Raw genomic sequence first — 16,992 nt, forward strand, 5'->3', positions numbered from 1 at the left:
TTCCCCTCCTTTTGTTTACACTATCAAGTGTATCACAACAGAAAGATGGTTTGGAAACGCTATCACTCTTTAAAGGTAGCACGGCAGCGATAGATAGGCTGGCCTTTTCCAGAAAATTTTTCTTCATATTCTGTCGGAACATTTAGTGGGTCACGGAATTCATGAAGATCAAGTTGTACCTCTTCCAGTTGCATACCAAAGTGTGAAAAACTGACAAGGGAATATTCAAACAGCTTTTTGTTGTCTGTTTTCATCGTAATTTCACCATCAGGTTTCAATATCGACTGGTACTGTTCTAAAAAAGTATGATACGTTAAACGGCGCTTTTCATGTTTTGTTTTTGGCCAAGGGTCAGAAAAGTTCAGGTAAAGATGATCCACTTCATTTTCCCCAAACATATCACGCAGATCTCTGGCGTTTTCATTAACTAACCGGACATTTTCTGTCTCTGCATCCAACACCTTCTTTACTGCACCGACGATGACACTTTTGACGCGTTCAATCCCAACAAAATTGATTTCTGGATGCTGCTTTCCCATACCGGCAATAAATTGTCCTTTCCCTGTGCCGATTTCCAGGTGCAATGGCTGGTGTTGACGGAACAGGTTCTGCCAACAGTTCTTGTGTGCAAAGGGCTCCTGCACAACGATTGCTTCATTTTCTTGCAAAAAATCATCAGCCCAAGGTTTATTTCGTAAACGCATGCTTTAATTCCTCCTCTATCGTTTAAACTTTATCATGAAAACCTTGCAGGAGAAAAGTTTTAAACAAATATACAGAAAAACGAAGGATATCACCATTTAACCCCTTATATTTACCTATACCATAGATATATCCTTCTCGTCTCCACTCATCCCTCCAGATACTCTTAAACCATAGAATGATACAGTTGGGATGTAAGCGCTTACTGATATATGATAAATATCGTATGATTCAAACTACAGACATGGAGTGAGTATTTACTAATGAAATTACTGACCAGTATGATCGAGATGAGCGTTATCGCTGTATTTTCTGTACTTTTCGCTGGGTATGCCCTTTTCATATATCCATTTGAAAAACTGACTCAACTTGTCAATCCAGAAGTGCGGAAGAAACAAATCAAGTATGCACCACAAGTCTAATAAACCAAACCTGACATCATGATAAAATACAGAAAAAAACTTGGGTTTCCTTTCAGGATTCCCAAGTTTTTTGTATAGAAACATCTTTTTGGCTGCAGGCTAATAGTAAAAAGGATGAGTAATATGCCATTGACGACCAACGACCAACTGAATATATTATATGACTTACTAACGGAACAAAGCGAAGATGGCTGCGGCACACCAGCGGAATGTCAGCAGATTGCCCGCCTGGTACAATCGCTGCAGAACGAATTGGCTGATCCATCAGTTGAAAATCTTCAGGAACACTTATCCGGAATTAGTCAATATAGTCAGCAAAATTATTCAGATGATCAGTTAACTGAACATATTTATAGTAATCAAGCTAACCTGCAACAGTGGGCAAGTGCAATAGAACAAATCAAGGATTCCAGATTCCATGGTTAACCATCAGCTGCATCAGCGATTCTGTTCGCTGAGCGGCTTCTTCCACATCTCCCCTCATTCGATGCCATTGGATGAAAGTAAGTGATTGAGCAACTGCATACCAGGTCATCCGTGTATAAAGGTTCTCTGTATCTTCCACGCCATACCGTTCTAACCACGGTTTCCATTCTTCTTTAGGAATATACCAATGCAAAAGCATCCCCAGGTCCATGGCAGGATCAGCTACCATGGCATTATCCCAATCAATCAGATAAAGCTGATCATCTTTTGATAACATCCAATTATTATGGTTCATATCGCAGTGACATACGACATGCTTAGCCGCTCTCACTTCATCGAGTTTCGACTCCAAATAATTGATGGCAATATATATTTGTTTCCACGGATCAATATTTGTGAAAAGGCGCTCATTTTCTTTAATGTCTTCTAATATATCCTCAGGAAGTAATGGATGCTTGCTGATTCGCATCAGCATGTCTAACAGTTCGGAGGAATGATGTATTTTGCTTAATAACTTAGCCACACGCGGATGCTTCATCTCCTCCTGCTTCAGTTCACGGCCTTCCAGCCATTCTTGAGCCGTGATGACATCCCCATTTTCTAACCGTTTCGTCCATACCAGCTTAGGAACGATCCCTTCTGCTGACAATACAGCCAGGAAAGGTGAAGAATTCCGCTTCAAGAATAGACGTTTATTATTATTTTGTGCATAATAGGCCTCACCAGTTGAGCCTCCTGCTGGTATGATGGTCCATTCTTCTCCGAGTATATGTTCCAAGCGTTTCACCTTCAATTCCTCAAATCTTTAAGTATTGCCGTGCCATAAGCGGTATTATAAGTATACATGATTTTCTTTATGTAGCCAGTACAAGTTATTTCCTGCACTCATATACACGTTTAATAGAATATCTTATTATCCCGGTCGATTTCAAGAATGACGTACTGCGTATTAGTAGTATACCGTACGCCTCTGTGCTGCCTTCTCTATTCGGCAACGCCGGGTTGTACTCGTTTCTCCATCAATTTGTACCGGTATTTTCTCAGCCGATTCTATGATAATTGATTTACCTTTATACTCTTTTACTTCTCTTAAAGATGTGTGTTTCCCAAAAAACACCGTAATAAACAGGAGTAGAATCTTCCACTTCGCAATCTCCTCTATAATAATAATGGAATAGAATTCTTCTTTTAAGCTCGCTTGCGGTGCAATTTTCATTCCACCCCCATAATAGGGGTGATTTGCGACGGTCACCATTAAAGCGCGTGTACGGTGTACAACGTTCCCATCCACCTGCACCATGATTGGAAGGGCTTCATATTTAGGTAATATTGCCAATAAAGCTGTGACATAGCTTAGGGAACCAATTCTGATGCGATTAAAGAAACGCTTGAGCAGGGAATGTTCCGCTTTATTTGCAACAGCAGCGTCGAATCCGAGACCAATGCTATTCATAAAAAACTTCCTGTTCCGGGGTGAGGGCTTGAATTGATAAGTACCTGGCAAAAAGGTAAACTTCCTGGGAGCACGGATGACGCGTTTAAAGCTATTTAGAGGATTGTTTGGAATCCCAGCGCCACGGGCAAAGTCATTACCTGATCCAGCAGGTATGAAAGCCATTGGAATTTGCGGGTGCGCATTCAGCCCATTCATTACTTCATGAAAGGTCCCGTCGCCTCCGATGACAATCACTGTTGTAATCTGTTCCTTATATATCTCCGCAATTTGCGCTGCAATCTCTTCCGCATGCCCTTTATATTTGGTAAAAAAGGTGCGGCAATGATTGTTTTTAAAGGAAATATCACGTTGGATTTTATGGAATCGTTTCAAGGCCCTGCCATAACCCGCTATCGGATTAACAATGACAATATACATGTGCTTCCTCCTAATCCTGACAAGACCTGAGTGTGAGTCTATTATACTATAATAATAGGGAACGGAATATAATGTAATTTTACCCTGCTAAAAAAAAGCAAACTATCTAAAGAAGGCGTCTTCTTCCTGATCCCACTCCGGCCGTTTAATCGAACTTGTCTGACTGTGCTTCACCAATACTTCCGCTGCCTTTAACTGCTGATGTTTCAATGGAGCGCGCAGCCTTCGCTTTTCTTCGAACCAGCCCCAATATTCCTTTTTACCGATATAATCAATATGGTAACGTTCAACAGGTGAGCGAAAATCATTTTCTGGAGCAAGAATTACCTTCTTATAGGGGAAATCTATTCCATATTTAGCCAGGACACTTTTTACGTAGGTTTCACTTCGATTTAAAGCTATCAATGGACTAATGAAGTTCGTTTTAGTGCTTCCTTCTATCACCCAGGTTTTATTGTCTTCTGCTGCAATCACCGCTCCTTCAGGGGCCTCTATCCTATGTATGATTTCTATTCCTAAAGGACCTATAATTAAGGTGTTTATTTCTAATGGTGCCTGCTTGATTTTGACGATAGGCTCATACATGATGAAAAAGATATCAGGAAAACGCTGTAAAAAGTATTTCAAACTGCTGTCTTGCTTGTAATCAGCATTCATAAATGACTTTTCCCATAATGTTGACGTTGCCCATTTCAATTGAAAAGTATAAATTTCATCCAGAAACCTTTGTTTTTCATCTTGTAGCGAAACAGGCGGTATGACAGGTGGGGAATAGTCCTGAACTTCTTCATTTTTTCTTTGGAACAATTGACTCCACTTTGAAATTCCGCCTTGTTCCTCTGGTTCGTCTACAGGCTGCTCTAGTGCTAGACGCTGCTCACTCCACCTCTGTTTCATCGTCTGCCAATGCTGTTTTTTTGCTCGAATGAACTGTCCCGGATAACGGTACATATTCGTTTCATAACGAGAGATGTAGTCCTGTATTTTGATCAGCTGAGCCATCTTGTCACCTCAATTTGACAGTATCAATTACTTCGTATTTAGGGGCCTCCCCTGGATGGATCCGGTAGAGGTGGAAGCGGTCAATTGTAAAGGTAATCGACTGTTTATATCTCTCCAGCTGTTCAATGGGAAAACGTTCGTTCTGTTCTTGATCCCATTTTTTGGCCAAAGTAATATGCGGACGGTATGGCCGATTTTCATTTGGAAAGCCAGCTTCCTCAAGTGCTTGCTCTACATTCTCTTTCATTTTTTGTAATGAAGGAGGATTTATCACTCCCATAAATAACACGCGTGGTCGTTGTTTATTACCAAAAAAACTCAAGTCGGCTGCTTCTACTGCAAAACTCTCAGGATATGTTGAGTCATGCAGCTTCTTTTTTACTTCTTCTATCTTATCATCGGCAACCGCGCCGAGAAATTTCAATGTGATGTGAAAATCATTTCGATGGGTCCATGTTTTATAGGAAACCGATGAACTTAAACCTTTCTGCCACTCGGTAAGAACCTGACGTATTTCCTCGGAAATAGGTATACCAACAAAATAATGGGGATATCCTCCCAATGTAATCATCCTCCCTGAAAAATTATATATTTTCCTTCCCTTTTACTTACTACTGTAATAAGAACCATCCCTATAAAGGTCATGACTGAGAAAAAGCCATACATACCAAATACATGGAAGGCATCAATTAAAACGCCGCCTATAAAAGTGAAAAAAGCATTCCCTAAACCATTGCCAACAGCTGAGTATAATCCGACTGCTGTCGCAATGACATCTTTTGGAGCCAGTTCTCGAACGAGAATCAAAGCGGCTGGAATATATAAACCAACAGATATCCCTTGCATAATCGTCGTAGCATAAACGATTTCACTGGAAGGCTCAAATGCATAGACAAACCAACGAACGAACGAAACAGATGAGCTGATAATCAATACTCGAAAAATTCCAAGGCGATCGATGATGAATTGCGACACTTTCATGAATGGAGCTTCGCTGCCAGCTGCAAATAAAAAAGCGATCCCCACCGCTGTTAGTGTCCCACCGACTGTTAAAATGAATGTACCAAAGTAATAATTATTGGCCAGGACAGGACCGAAAACCAAAAAATTAGAGACTAAAAAAATCATGAAGCTCTTTTGCTTACTTAGTACCTTTACACCTTCCCGAAAAGATACAGCCACACCTTCCCCATGTTTTGGAAACCTTGAAAGTGATAATAAGGCAACAATCAGCCCGCCACCAAAGAATACGAAAATCCAATTAAGAGAGCCGGCTGCCTCGGTGACACGTCCTAAAACAAAGACAGCGACCGCAAAACCGACAGCTCCCCATAATCGAATGTTTCCATATTGCCTGCCATGCTTCTGCACATAACTCAGTGACAGGCTATCGGAAAGGGGAACGATACCCGATTGAAATATCGCAATGGCTACCATTCCGATATATAAAATTAGAAACTCCTGCCACACGGGATACAGCACTCCTAATAGAGCAGCAAGTAATGTTGCTATCGCAAGTAGACGTCTCGTCCGTTTAGTATGGTCACTTATCATTCCCCACAAAGGCTGAACGAAAATAGTGACCAATGGTAAAGCAGCTATAATCAACCCAATCTGCGTATGATTCAAACCCTTTTCATTCTCTAAGAAAATAGATAGTAAGGGAAACAATGAACCAAAACCAAAGAAAGTGAAAAAATAATAAATTTGAAAGAAACGGTATGTCTTATGATTATAATCTTGCACGGGTTTTCCCTCTTTCTTCAACGGTGACTGGTTATTTTGTCAACTGATAGATTGCTTCTGCATAAATAGCGACGGCTGCCATCATATCCTGTATACGAACATATTCATCCGCTTGATGAGCAGTATCAGGACTGTCCGGGAACATGGCACCATAAGCGACCCCGGCCTTCAGGGCTCTCGCATAAGTAGCTCCGCCAATAGCTTCCGCCTTTGTTCGATCCCCTGTGTGGTGGTTATAGATATTCAGCAACGTAGAAACACCATCATGGTCCTCATCTATATATAAAGGCCTCAGGTGGTCATATACCTTATAAGTTCCCTTCCACCTTGTCGCTTGCTCCTGGATCTTATGTAGAAGCGCTTCACTTTCCACTGTTACAGGGTAGCGGATATTGAGACCGGCTACCAGTCCTGTTTCACTCAATTGGAATGAGCCAAGATTCATCGTCAAAGAACCCGAAACATCATCGTGATGTTTTATTCCAAGATTCTCACCACTGTCATCACCGAGAATCTCTGCCAGCTGAGAGAACCATTCATATGCTTCCTCCGACAATGGAAGGCCAGTTAAAAATCTGAACAATTCAATTATTGCATTGACACCTTGTGATGGCTTACTGGCATGGGCCCCTTTTCCATGTACTTCCACCATCATACGATCGTTATCCAGATAACATTTTCCATCTAATTCCTTAGCTGTGAGGTAGGAAGTGAACTTTTGTTCCACCAAGTCATGATTATCCGTACGAAGTATTGCTATCGCCTTGTCAGGGACCATATTCAGACGATCTCCTCCTTTAATACGGATTATCTGTATTTGACGGTCCCTGGATTGATTAAAAACAGGCAGCTCCATATAGCCATCGATCAAACCTTTTTCTGCATGGATGACTGGAAATGCTGCATCAGGTGAGAATCCGAAGGAAGGCATTTCTTCCTGTTTAAAATAATAATCGATCCCCTGCCAATCTCTTTCTTCATCAGTACCTAAAATCAGCCGTATCCTTTTATTCGGTTCAAAGCCTTGGTCTTTCAGCAGTTTCATTGCTATATAGGCGGCCATTACCGGTCCTTTATCATCCTGTGCTCCCCTGCCATATAAGTTGCCACCTTTGATGACAGGTTCAAATGGAGCACTGCTCCAGCCATCTCCGGCAGGGACAACATCCAGGTGACCAAGAATACCCAGTATTTGCTCGCCCTCTCCCCATTCGATATGGCCGGCATACCCTGACAAATTTTTCACTTGAAATCCGTCTTCCCTGCCAATGGCAAGCATCTCTTTTAAAGCGTCATCTATTTTCTTGCCAAAAGGGTAGTTACTATCTTCTTCAAATACACTGGGAATACGTAACAAGCGTTTAACTTTTGTCAGATATTCATCCTTATAATCAGGAGCTAATACCTTGAAATCCATACTTACTCCCCTTTTCCGGTTATAGTTTTGTAGGTATGTTCATCACAAATAGCAAAAAGCCTGGCGGATTCCGGAATTGGTTCCCCTAAACGCCGATTGATATTCAAGTCATTACCATCAGCAATCAAGGTTGCCCCTTGCTTCAGCAAGGAGTCAAAGGCATCCTGGTAGGTCTTCCACTCTTTCTGTCTCGGTATCAGGTGTAAATCATCCCCATGCGAACGACTTAATAACTGCCCATAAATACTTGAGACCCCATTCATAAAAGCGGAACGGACTGCCAGGGAGGATATCGTTTCGTTGGAAACAATAAACTCATCCACTTTAATATGCTTAAAATTTTTGATATGTGCTTCTTCCATCACTTCCACAATTGTATGTACATTCGGTGCAAGAGCTTCGACAGTAGAAGCAATCAGTAAACTCTTTCCATCAATCAATTGGTCATCATTAATTCGATCATCGGAGAAAATCATGACTGCTTGTGCTTCCGAGACATTTGCTTTCATTAAAGTTTCTTTTGCCGAGGCATTTCCTCTGATGTAATGGATGTTATCTTTAAGGAAAGGAGCTTCCTTCAAATCATCGATAATTACAATCTCTGCCTGGTCATAGGTATCCATAATTTCCTGGATAGCAAAAGAAGCCTTTTGTGACCATCCGATAATAATATAATGGTTTTTATCTTTGTACACGATTGCACCCTCCAAACGTTTTTTCCTGAAACCAGCCAGCCCATCTACTACTTTGCCAATCACTACACCAATTAAGCCAATTCCTAATATATATAGGAAAATAGCAATTAAACGTCCTGCTACGGTTACAGGGTAATAATCTCCATAACCTACCGTTGTCACTGTAGTCATGACCCACCAGAAACCATCAAAATAGGTCGGAAAAGAGTCCCTTTCTACATTGACAATCAGAATGGTACCAAACACAACCAATAAGCCACTGGACAAAAATAAAATTATTGATATTGACCATTTTCGTGAATAATTTCCGTAGAATGTACAAGGTCGATGCTCCTTTCATTTAATTTTATGTAAATTTAGTGAAATATCTGTAAATTCGAGCGAATTTAATAGCATATTTTCTTCTCCTTAGTGTAAAATAAAAATAACTTCATAGCGTCACTCGCACATTAAATTCCTACGAATGAATCTAAGGAGTGGTTATTTGAATCATTCATCATCCCGTATGCTAAACAGGATCAAAGCTGTCTATCTGTATATAAGAGAACATGGGCCAGTTACGACAGCACAGCTAGCGGAAGAGTTCGGGACTACGGACCGGACCATCCAAAGGGATTTGACAGTTTTGGAATACAATGGACTGGTGGATAGCCCTCACCGCGGCAAGTGGACGATAACCGAAAAGAAAGTTAAAATTTCATGATCATATGATAAAGTCACCCGGACTATAAGCCCGGGTGCTTTTTTGCACTTTATCAATTTTTTATATTTGTTGGATTAAAGTATAAGAGAAACTTTGGCTTGTAAATAATCCAAGTTTTACTAAGTTCCTGATAAGTCCCAATTACATATTTGTAAGTTCTTTTAAGTAAGCAACTTCCTCATCGGATAGTTCACGGTATTCCCCGGGAGCTAAATCTTCATCAAGCTGAAGCGTGCCCATACTGATCCTTTTAAGGTACGTCACCCGTTTTCCTACGGCCTCAAACATCCGCTTGACTTGGTGGTATTTACCTTCTGTAATAGTAAGTTCTATTTCAGATACTGCCCCCGTTACCAGTATCTGTAGCTGTCCGGGCTTTGTAACATAACCATCATCCAGGGTAACCCCTTTTTTAAACTTCTCTCTATCGGCATCTGTCACTTCTCCATCAATGACAGCATAATAGGTTTTTCCTACATCTTTTTTTGGTGAAGTGAGGCGATGAGCAAGCTGGCCATCGTTTGTGATAAGCAGCAGCCCCTCTGTATCTTTATCCAGCCTGCCAACAGGAAAAGGTTCAAATATTAAATCTTCAGGCTGTAAGATCTCAATCACCGTTTCCTCTACAGCATCCTCCGTAGCTGAAACCAGTCCATCCGGCTTATTCATCATCAAATATATGAACTCCCTGTACTCTACCATCTCCCCATATACCGTTACCTGGTCTTTTTCAGGATCGACATGGGTTTTCGGACTGTTGACAGATGATTCATTCACTCGAACATTTCCTGACTTCAATAATGCTTTTACTTCTTTACGTGTTCCATAACCCATATGGGATAATAACTTATCAATTCGCATCTTTCGCCTCCTAGACCTGCTTCCTTTTTAAGAATCTGTCTAACACTCGAACTTTACCTCCAAGTACCCGTTCCAGTAAGGTTGATTGATAGGCAAGCCATAAATAAATACCGCCTCCTGCAGCCACACCCGTAATCAATACAATCATGGCATCAAGGCGACTGGATGTCGGGTCCAAAACAAAACTGAACAGAAACTTGAGAATAAATAAAACTGCAGCCATGATAGCTGTAAAAATAATAACCAAAAGTGACCTCTTAAATAGAGGACCCATCGGAAATGCAGCTTTTTTCTTCACTCTCCACATATTAAGCAATACTGCTGTTGCTACAGCAAGCAACGTGGCAAAAATAGAACCTTTTGCCCCGAAGACTAAGATCAATGGAATATTCAAAGATGTTTTAATAATAAGCCCTGCAGTCAGACTGATAACCGTGAAATTCTGCTGGTTGATTCCCTGCAGTACTGCTGCGCTGACGGAAAATAATCCAAATAACAATGATGCGGGAGCATACCAGGCCAGCCAAGGCCCCTTTACTTCAATACCTTCGATTCCATATAAAGATCCATAAGCTTCACCTGACAAAACTGCAAGTCCCACAACAGCTGGAAGAATCAATAAAACAACAATCTGAAATACCTGATTGATTTGTTTATGCATCAGCTGTGTCTTCTTTTCTGTAAAGGAAGCAGTCACAGCCGGCAGCATGGAAAGTGACAAACCAGTCGCTAAAGTCATCGGAATAACCACTAGCTTATGCCCATACATAATAATCGCTGCGTAAGCAGTATTTGCTAAATCACCTTGTCCGGCAACATACATCGCATCCATGAATGTAAGGTTATCGATAAACTGATATAAAGGGATTGCAATGCCTACCAGCACAAATGGCCCTGCATAGCCAAGCAATTCCTTAAACATTTTCTTCTGTGGGATGTCATACGAATAATCTTGTTGTTCCAAATGACGATCTAAGTAGGGTTTTCGCTTTCTCCAATAAATATAAAGGACCAAACCAGAGGCAAGCGCCCCTATAAATGCTGCAAATGTAGCGAATCCCACTGCGACCTCAATTGGTCCATCAAAGATCTCTACTACGATAAAAACAGCGATCAACAAGAAAGCGATTCTTGCCACTTGCTCGACCACCTGAGAAACAGCGGTAGGTGCCATGGATTCATGCCCTTGGAAAAATCCTCGCACTATACTCATGCTTGGAATAAGTAATAATGCAAAACTCACCATTTGAATGACATTTGTTACGGATGCAAGAGAAATCTCTTCATCATCTTGTCTGATAGACATCTTCGCTAAACTTTCAGCGCCGAAAAACATGAGTAAAAATGCAACTAATCCGGTAAGTGCCATCAACTGCATCCCGGACTTCAAAATCTTCCTGCTTGTTTCATAATCACCTAGAGAGTTATACTTTGAAACGAACTTAGACACGGCTAAAGGCACACCTAATGTGGATATACTGATGAATATCGTGTATGGTATATAGGCAAAGCCGTATAAAGTACCACCTGTGTCGCCAACCATCGCCTCAAAGGGAATGAGGTAAACCATTCCTAAGAATTTCGATAAAAATGTGGCTCCTGTGAGGAGCATGGTTCCTTTAACTATTTTCGACATTTCTATTTATTCCACCTTCATTGATTGTAGAGTCGAACGAATCTATTTTACCATAAATAAAGGTGTTTCAAATCATATTACATTCACAAGCAGCTATTATTTGAAAGGAATGACTATATTGTCCTACGAAACAGCAATCATCGGCGGAGGACCTTCCGGCTTAATGTCTGCTATTGCAGCAGCGGAGCAAGGTGTTTCTACGATATTGATAGACAAAGGAAATAAACTGGGTAAAAAACTTGCCATCTCTGGTGGGGGAAGATGTAATGTCACGAACCGCCTTCCTCAAGATGAAGTAATCAAGCATATACCAGGGAACGGAAAGTTTCTATATAGTGCCTTTTCAGTTTTTAATAATTACGATATCATCGATTTTTTTGAAGGGTTAGGTGTAGCATTAAAAGAGGAAGACCACGGAAGGATGTTTCCGGCAAGTAATAAGGCGAAGGATGTAGTCAATGTCCTGCTTAAGCGTCTGGATGAGTTAGGTGTGGAAATCAGGACAAACACCCCTGTAGAAGCAGTAGAGTACGGAAAGGATAGTCACACGATCATTTTAAAAGGAAAAGAAAAAATCATTACGAAAACGATCGTACTGGCTGTTGGAGGAAAATCAGTCCCTCATACGGGAAGCACGGGGGATGGTTATGCATGGGCAAAAAAAGCAGGTCACACGATCACAGAACTATATCCCACTGAAGTTCCACTGGTTTCTTATGATCGTTTTATTAAAAAGAAATCCCTACAAGGACTATCACTTCGGAGTGTAGCCGTCTCCGTTCTCAACCAAAAAGGGAAGCCGATCATCACTCATCAGATGGATATGATTTTCACACATTTCGGACTTTCCGGCCCTGCAATATTAAGATGCTCTCAATTCGTAGTGAAAGAGCTGATGAAAGGTAATCGGCCGGTTCAAGTAGAAATCGATATATTACCAGATCAAAAAGAGCCCGAATTAATAGATCATTTACAATCCTTAGTAAAAGACCAACCAAGGAAAAGTATGCGCAACCTTTTGAAAGGGATGGTGCCTGAGCGCTTATTGGATTTTGTCCTGGAGAAGGCTGAAATTACAGCCGAAGACAAAGCTGCTAACATTTCAAATGAACAAATCAGAAAGTTAGTTGCCGATTTAAAGCATTTCCTGGTAAATATTCATGACACACAGTCGATTGAAAAAGCGTTCGTGACGGGGGGCGGTGTATCTATTAAGGAAGTTATACCGAACACCATGCAGTCAAAGCTGATGCCGAGGCTATATTTTTGCGGAGAAATTCTTGATATTCATGGTTATACGGGGGGATATAATATCACATCGGCGATGGTGACCGGACGAGTAGCTGGTATGCACGCTGCCTGGGAAGCAATGGCCACATAATTTTGTAACCTTCATTGTTAAAGTAAAGCTCCCTTTACCTAAAGACTCAGTTTCGAGATATGTTGTTTCCGTTACGCCAGTAACGGTTTAGAGGTCCGGGAAATCACTCGCTTTCCGTGGGCGTACGGTGAGCTTCCTCAGGCTTCGCCTTGCGGGATCTCACCATGTACTATTCTCCCATCGGAGTCTCGCAATTTCCCGGCCCTCTTTGCGTTTATGATAGATACGGAAACATCGATATGCAGTCCTTCAACCAAAGAGAGAGCTACTTGTAAAAACGTGCTTGTAACCAATGATTTTAGAAGACAGTCTCATCTAAAGCAGGGGGTTCTTTTCTCCCATTCTTCGAATGGGGTGGTTGGGAAACTGCGAGACTCCAGCGGGAGAAGGAGCCAGGCGAGACCCCACAGGGAGTGAAAACGACCGAGGAGGCTCGCCGGTTCCCCCGCAGGAAAGCGAGTAGTTTCCCAGACACCCCTGAGGCTATTATGGTAAAGAACCCTTACTATCTTGAAACTGAGTCTTCCACAATTCGGCCCTTTTGTTGAATAACCTGTATAAATAAAACGAGAAGCTTCAAGTAAAGCTTCTCGTTTTTCTTTGTAGATAAGCATGTTCTCTTCCTAATTCCCGATTTACTAATATATTTATTTCTTCCCGGTCTGCAGGGGTTACTACTGGATCGTTTTCATTCCAGTCAGCAGCGCAAAGAAAATAATAATTTCGTATCCGTTTCAAATAAAAGGTAGTTTGAGGAAAGCGATCAAAATATCCCCTGACTACGCCTCTCCTGTCATACGCCCAACGAAGTATTCTCATATCCACCACCCGAACATATATTCCTGTTTCAGGATCATCATATCAAAAAGTTCGGGGGCAAGCAACTGATTGCAGACAATAAGGAAAAACATAAAGAAACCGAAAGCCTTAAAAGACTTTCGGTTTCTCGGTTGCCTAGCGGCGTCCTACTCTCACGGGGATAAACCCGACTACCATCGGCGCTGGAGAGCTTAACTGCTGTGTTCGGCATGGGAACAGGTGTGACCTCTCCGCTATCGCCACTAGACCTTGACTATTTAATTGAGATGAACCCTCAAAACTAGATAAGCAACATTCAACGACGAACATCGTTTCCACGACATTTGTTAGTTAAGTCCTCGATCGATTAGTATCCGTCAGCTCCACGTGTCACCACGCTTCCACCTCGGACCTATCTACCTCATCGTCTCTGAGGGATCTTACTCACTCGAAGTGATGGGAAATCTCATCTAGAGGGGGGCTTCATGCTTAGATGCTTTCAGCACTTATCCCTTCCGCACGTAGCTACCCAGCGATGCTCCTGGCGGAACAACTGGTGCACCAGCGGTGCGTCCATCCCGGTCCTCTCGTACTAAGGACAGCTCCTCTCAAATTTCCAACGCCCACGACGGATAGGGACCGAACTGTCTCACGACGTTCTGAACCCAGCTCGCGTACCGCTTTAATGGGCGAACAGCCCAACCCTTGGGACCGACTACAGCCCCAGGATGCGATGAGCCGACATCGAGGTGCCAAACCTCCCCGTCGATGTGGACTCTTGGGGGAGATAAGCCTGTTATCCCCGGGGTAGCTTTTATCCGTTGAGCGATGGCCCTTCCATGCGGAACCACCGGATCACTAAGCCCGACTTTCGTCCCTGCTCGACTTGTAGGTCTCGCAGTCAAGCTCCCTTGTGCCTTTACACTCTGCGAATGATTTCCAACCATTCTGAGGGAACCTTTGGGCGCCTCCGTTACCTTTTAGGAGGCGACCGCCCCAGTCAAACTGCCCACCTGACACTGTCTCCGGACCGGATCACGGTCCTGGGTTAGAATGTCCGTACAGCCAGGGTGGTATCCCACCGGCGCCTCCACCGAAGCTAGCGCTCCGGTTTCTCAGGCTCCCACCTATCCTGTACAAGCTGTACCAACATTCAATATCAGGCTACAGTAAAGCTCCACGGGGTCTTTCCGTCCTGTCGCGGGTAATGCGCATCTTCACGCATAGTATAATTTCACCGGGTCTCTCGTTGAGACAGTGCCCAAGTCGTTGCACCTTTCGTGCGGGTCGGAACTTACCCGACAAGGAATTTCGCTACCTTAGGACCGTTATAGTTACGGCCGCCGTTTACTGGGGCTTCGGTTCAACGCTTCGCTTACGCTAACGCATCCCCTTAACCTTCCAGCACCGGGCAGGTGTCAGCCCCTATACTTCGCCTTACGGCTTCGCAGAGACCTGTGTTTTTGCTAAACAGTCGCTTGGGCCTTTTCACTGCGGCTCCTCGCAAGAGGAGCACCCCTTCTCCCGAAGTTACGGGGTCATTTTGCCGAGTTCCTTAACGAGAGTTCTCCCGCTCACCTTAGGATCCTCTCCTCGCCTACCTGTGTCGGTTTGCGGTACGGGCACCTCTTTCCTCACTAGAGGATTTTCTTGGCAGTGTGAACTCAGGAGCTTCGGTACTTTAGTTCCCTCCCCATCACAGCTTGACGTTGCCGGACGGATTTGCCTATCCGACCGTCTCACTGCTTGGACGCGCTCATCCAATGGCGCGCTCTCCTTATCCTCCTGCGTCCCCCCGTTGTTCAAACGGAAAGGAGGTGGTACAGGAATATCAACCTGTTGTCCATCGCCTACGCCTTTCGGCCTCGGCTTAGGTCCCGACTAACCCTGAGAGGACGAGCCTTCCTCAGGAAACCTTAGGCTTTCGGTGAAAGAGATTCTCACTCTTTTTTCGCTACTCATACCGGCATTCTCACTTCTAAGCGCTCCACCAGTCCTCACGGTCTGACTTCGCCGCCCTTAGAACGCTCTCCTACCACTGATCGTAAGATCAATCCGCAGCTTCGGTGATGTGTTTAGCCCCGGTATATTTTCGGCGCAGAGTCACTCGACCAGTGAGCTATTACGCACTCTTTAAATGATGGCTGCTTCTAAGCCAACATCCTGGTTGTCTAAGCAACTCCACATCCTTTTCCACTTAACACATACTTAGGGACCTTAGCTGGCGGTCTGGGCTGTTTCCCTCTCGACTATGAACCTTATCACCCATAGTCTGACTCCCAGAGCTAAGTCTCTGGCATTCGGAGTTTGACTGAATTCGGTAACCCGGTAGGGGCCCCTAGTCCAATCAGTGCTCTACCTCCAGGACTCAATCTCTGAGGCTAGCCCTAAAGCTATTTCGGAGAGAACCAGCTATCTCCGTGTTCGATTGGCATTTCACCCCTACCCACACCTCATCCCCGCGTTTTTCAACACGCGTGGGTTCGGGCCTCCAGTCAGTGTTACCTGACCTTCACCCTGGACATGGGTAGATCACACGGTTTCGGGTCTACGACCACATACTATGTCGCCCTGTTCAGACTCGCTTTCGCTGCGGCTCCGTCTCTTGGACTTAACCTTGCATGGGATCGTAACTCGCCGGTTCATTCTACAAAAGGCACGCCGTCACCCATTAACGGGCTTCGACTACTTGTAGGCACACGGTTTCAGGTTCTCTTTCACTCCCCTTCCGGGGTGCTTTTCACCTTTCCCTCACGGTACTGGTTCACTATCGGTCACTAGGGAGTATTTAGCCTTGGGAGATGGTCCTCCCGGATTCCGACGGAATTCCTCGTGTTCCGCCGTACTCAGGATCCACTCCGGAGGAGATCCGGTTTCAGCTACAGGGCTGTTACCTTCTTCGGCTGATCGTTCCAGATCGATTCGCCTACCGGATCTCTTTGTAACTCCAAAGGAGTGTCCTACAACCCCAGAAAGCAAGCTTTCTGGTTTGGGCTGGTTCCGTTTCGCTCGCCGCTACTCAGGAAATCGCGTTTGCTTTCTCTTCCTCCGGGTACTGAGATGTTTCAGTTCCCCGGGTCTGCCATCCTGCACCTATGTATTCAGTACAGGATACGACCCCATTACGGGCCGTGGGTTTCCCCATTCGGAAATCTTCGGATCCTAGCCTACTTACGGCTCCCCGAAGCATATCGGTGTTAGTCCCGTCCTTCATCGGCTCCTAGTGCCAAGGCATCCACCGTGCGCCCTTATTCACTTAACTATCGTTCGTGAAAAGACGTTGATTTGATGTCGTTGAATGTCTTGCTCTTATCTAGTTTTCAAGGTTCA

General features: G+C 43.7%; 15 protein-coding genes and 2 rRNA genes. 4 read left to right on the top strand and 13 right to left on the bottom strand.

Annotation, left to right across the window (positions count from 1 at the left end; translation table 11 throughout):
- Positions 1-62 precede the first annotated feature (62 nt).
- Positions 63-704, bottom strand: a complete 642-nt coding sequence (gene trmB / locus B9Y67_RS20310) for a tRNA (guanosine(46)-N7)-methyltransferase TrmB (protein WP_085509143.1) — start codon at positions 702-704, stop codon at positions 63-65.
- Between the two features lie 261 nt (positions 705-965).
- Here trmB and B9Y67_RS20845 point away from each other — a divergent pair, with 261 nt between their 5' ends.
- Together B9Y67_RS20845 and B9Y67_RS20315 are read left to right on the top strand one after the other, a co-directional pair.
- On the top strand, positions 966-1,124 hold the full coding sequence (locus B9Y67_RS20845; RefSeq protein ID WP_176224071.1) for a hypothetical protein: 159 nt from the start codon (positions 966-968) through the stop codon (positions 1,122-1,124).
- A gap of 114 nt (positions 1,125-1,238) precedes the next feature.
- Positions 1,239-1,550 carry a YtzH-like family protein gene (locus B9Y67_RS20315; protein WP_085509144.1) on the top strand — a complete coding sequence of 104 codons (312 nt, stop codon included), beginning with the start codon at positions 1,239-1,241 and terminating at the stop codon, positions 1,548-1,550.
- On the opposite strand, the gene B9Y67_RS20320 is transcribed toward B9Y67_RS20315, so the two are convergent.
- The 7 genes from B9Y67_RS20320 to B9Y67_RS20350 form a co-directional block, all read right to left on the bottom strand.
- A complete protein-coding gene (locus B9Y67_RS20320) occupies positions 1,525-2,328 on the bottom strand; it encodes a phosphotransferase family protein (protein WP_085509145.1) in 804 nt (267 codons plus the stop codon). The genes B9Y67_RS20315 and B9Y67_RS20320 overlap by 26 nt on opposite strands.
- Positions 2,329-2,499: 171 nt before the next feature.
- A complete protein-coding gene (locus B9Y67_RS20325) occupies positions 2,500-3,423 on the bottom strand; it encodes a diacylglycerol/lipid kinase family protein (protein WP_085509146.1) in 924 nt (307 codons plus the stop codon).
- A gap of 102 nt (positions 3,424-3,525) precedes the next feature.
- Positions 3,526-4,425 (bottom strand): hypothetical protein, encoded by a 900-nt coding sequence (locus B9Y67_RS20330; RefSeq protein ID WP_085509147.1) that lies wholly within the window; start codon positions 4,423-4,425, stop codon positions 3,526-3,528.
- 4 nt (positions 4,426-4,429) lie between these two features.
- Positions 4,430-4,996 carry an RNA 2',3'-cyclic phosphodiesterase gene (thpR, locus tag B9Y67_RS20335; protein ID WP_085509148.1) on the bottom strand — a complete coding sequence of 189 codons (567 nt, stop codon included), beginning with the start codon at positions 4,994-4,996 and terminating at the stop codon, positions 4,430-4,432.
- Positions 4,993-6,171, bottom strand: coding sequence for an MFS transporter (locus B9Y67_RS20340; RefSeq protein ID WP_085509149.1), 1,179 nt, complete (start codon positions 6,169-6,171; stop codon positions 4,993-4,995). The genes thpR and B9Y67_RS20340 overlap by 4 nt, the downstream gene beginning before the upstream one ends.
- A gap of 31 nt (positions 6,172-6,202) precedes the next feature.
- A complete protein-coding gene (gene pepV / locus B9Y67_RS20345; RefSeq protein WP_085509150.1) occupies positions 6,203-7,588 on the bottom strand; it encodes a dipeptidase PepV in 1,386 nt (461 codons plus the stop codon).
- Between the two features lie 2 nt (positions 7,589-7,590).
- Complete coding sequence (locus tag B9Y67_RS20350) at positions 7,591-8,550, bottom strand: potassium channel family protein (RefSeq protein ID WP_254901851.1); 960 nt, start codon at positions 8,548-8,550, stop codon at positions 7,591-7,593.
- Between the two features lie 196 nt (positions 8,551-8,746).
- Here B9Y67_RS20350 and B9Y67_RS20355 point away from each other — a divergent pair, with 196 nt between their 5' ends.
- A complete protein-coding gene (locus B9Y67_RS20355) occupies positions 8,747-8,986 on the top strand; it encodes a DeoR family transcriptional regulator (protein ID WP_394464035.1) in 240 nt (79 codons plus the stop codon).
- A gap of 141 nt (positions 8,987-9,127) precedes the next feature.
- Here B9Y67_RS20355 and B9Y67_RS20360 read toward each other — a convergent pair whose 3' ends face one another.
- Together B9Y67_RS20360 and B9Y67_RS20365 are read right to left on the bottom strand one after the other, a co-directional pair.
- Positions 9,128-9,847, bottom strand: coding sequence for a pseudouridine synthase (locus B9Y67_RS20360; RefSeq protein ID WP_085509152.1), 720 nt, complete (start codon positions 9,845-9,847; stop codon positions 9,128-9,130).
- 10 nt (positions 9,848-9,857) lie between these two features.
- Positions 9,858-11,483: a putative polysaccharide biosynthesis protein gene (locus B9Y67_RS20365; protein WP_085509153.1), complete on the bottom strand. Its 1,626-nt coding sequence runs from the start codon at positions 11,481-11,483 to the stop codon at positions 9,858-9,860.
- 118 nt (positions 11,484-11,601) lie between these two features.
- On the opposite strand from B9Y67_RS20365, the gene B9Y67_RS20370 reads away from it, so the two are divergent.
- Positions 11,602-12,864 carry a BaiN/RdsA family NAD(P)/FAD-dependent oxidoreductase gene (locus tag B9Y67_RS20370; RefSeq protein ID WP_085509258.1) on the top strand — a complete coding sequence of 421 codons (1,263 nt, stop codon included), beginning with the start codon at positions 11,602-11,604 and terminating at the stop codon, positions 12,862-12,864.
- A gap of 576 nt (positions 12,865-13,440) precedes the next feature.
- Here the strand turns inward: B9Y67_RS20370 and B9Y67_RS20375 are convergent.
- The 3 genes from B9Y67_RS20375 to B9Y67_RS20385 form a co-directional block, all read right to left on the bottom strand.
- Positions 13,441-13,683, bottom strand: coding sequence for a hypothetical protein (locus B9Y67_RS20375; protein ID WP_085509154.1), 243 nt, complete (start codon positions 13,681-13,683; stop codon positions 13,441-13,443).
- A 133-nt stretch (positions 13,684-13,816) separates the two neighbouring features.
- Positions 13,817-13,930: ribosomal RNA gene (rrf, locus tag B9Y67_RS20380) — 5S ribosomal RNA — on the bottom strand.
- 79 nt (positions 13,931-14,009) lie between these two features.
- A 23S ribosomal RNA gene (locus B9Y67_RS20385) occupies positions 14,010-16,924 on the bottom strand.
- Positions 16,925-16,992: the final 68 nt, after the last annotated feature.

The sequence above is a fragment of the Thalassobacillus devorans genome, from assembly GCF_900176565.1.
Lineage (GTDB): Bacteria > Bacillota > Bacilli > Bacillales > Halobacillaceae > Thalassobacillus > Thalassobacillus devorans_A.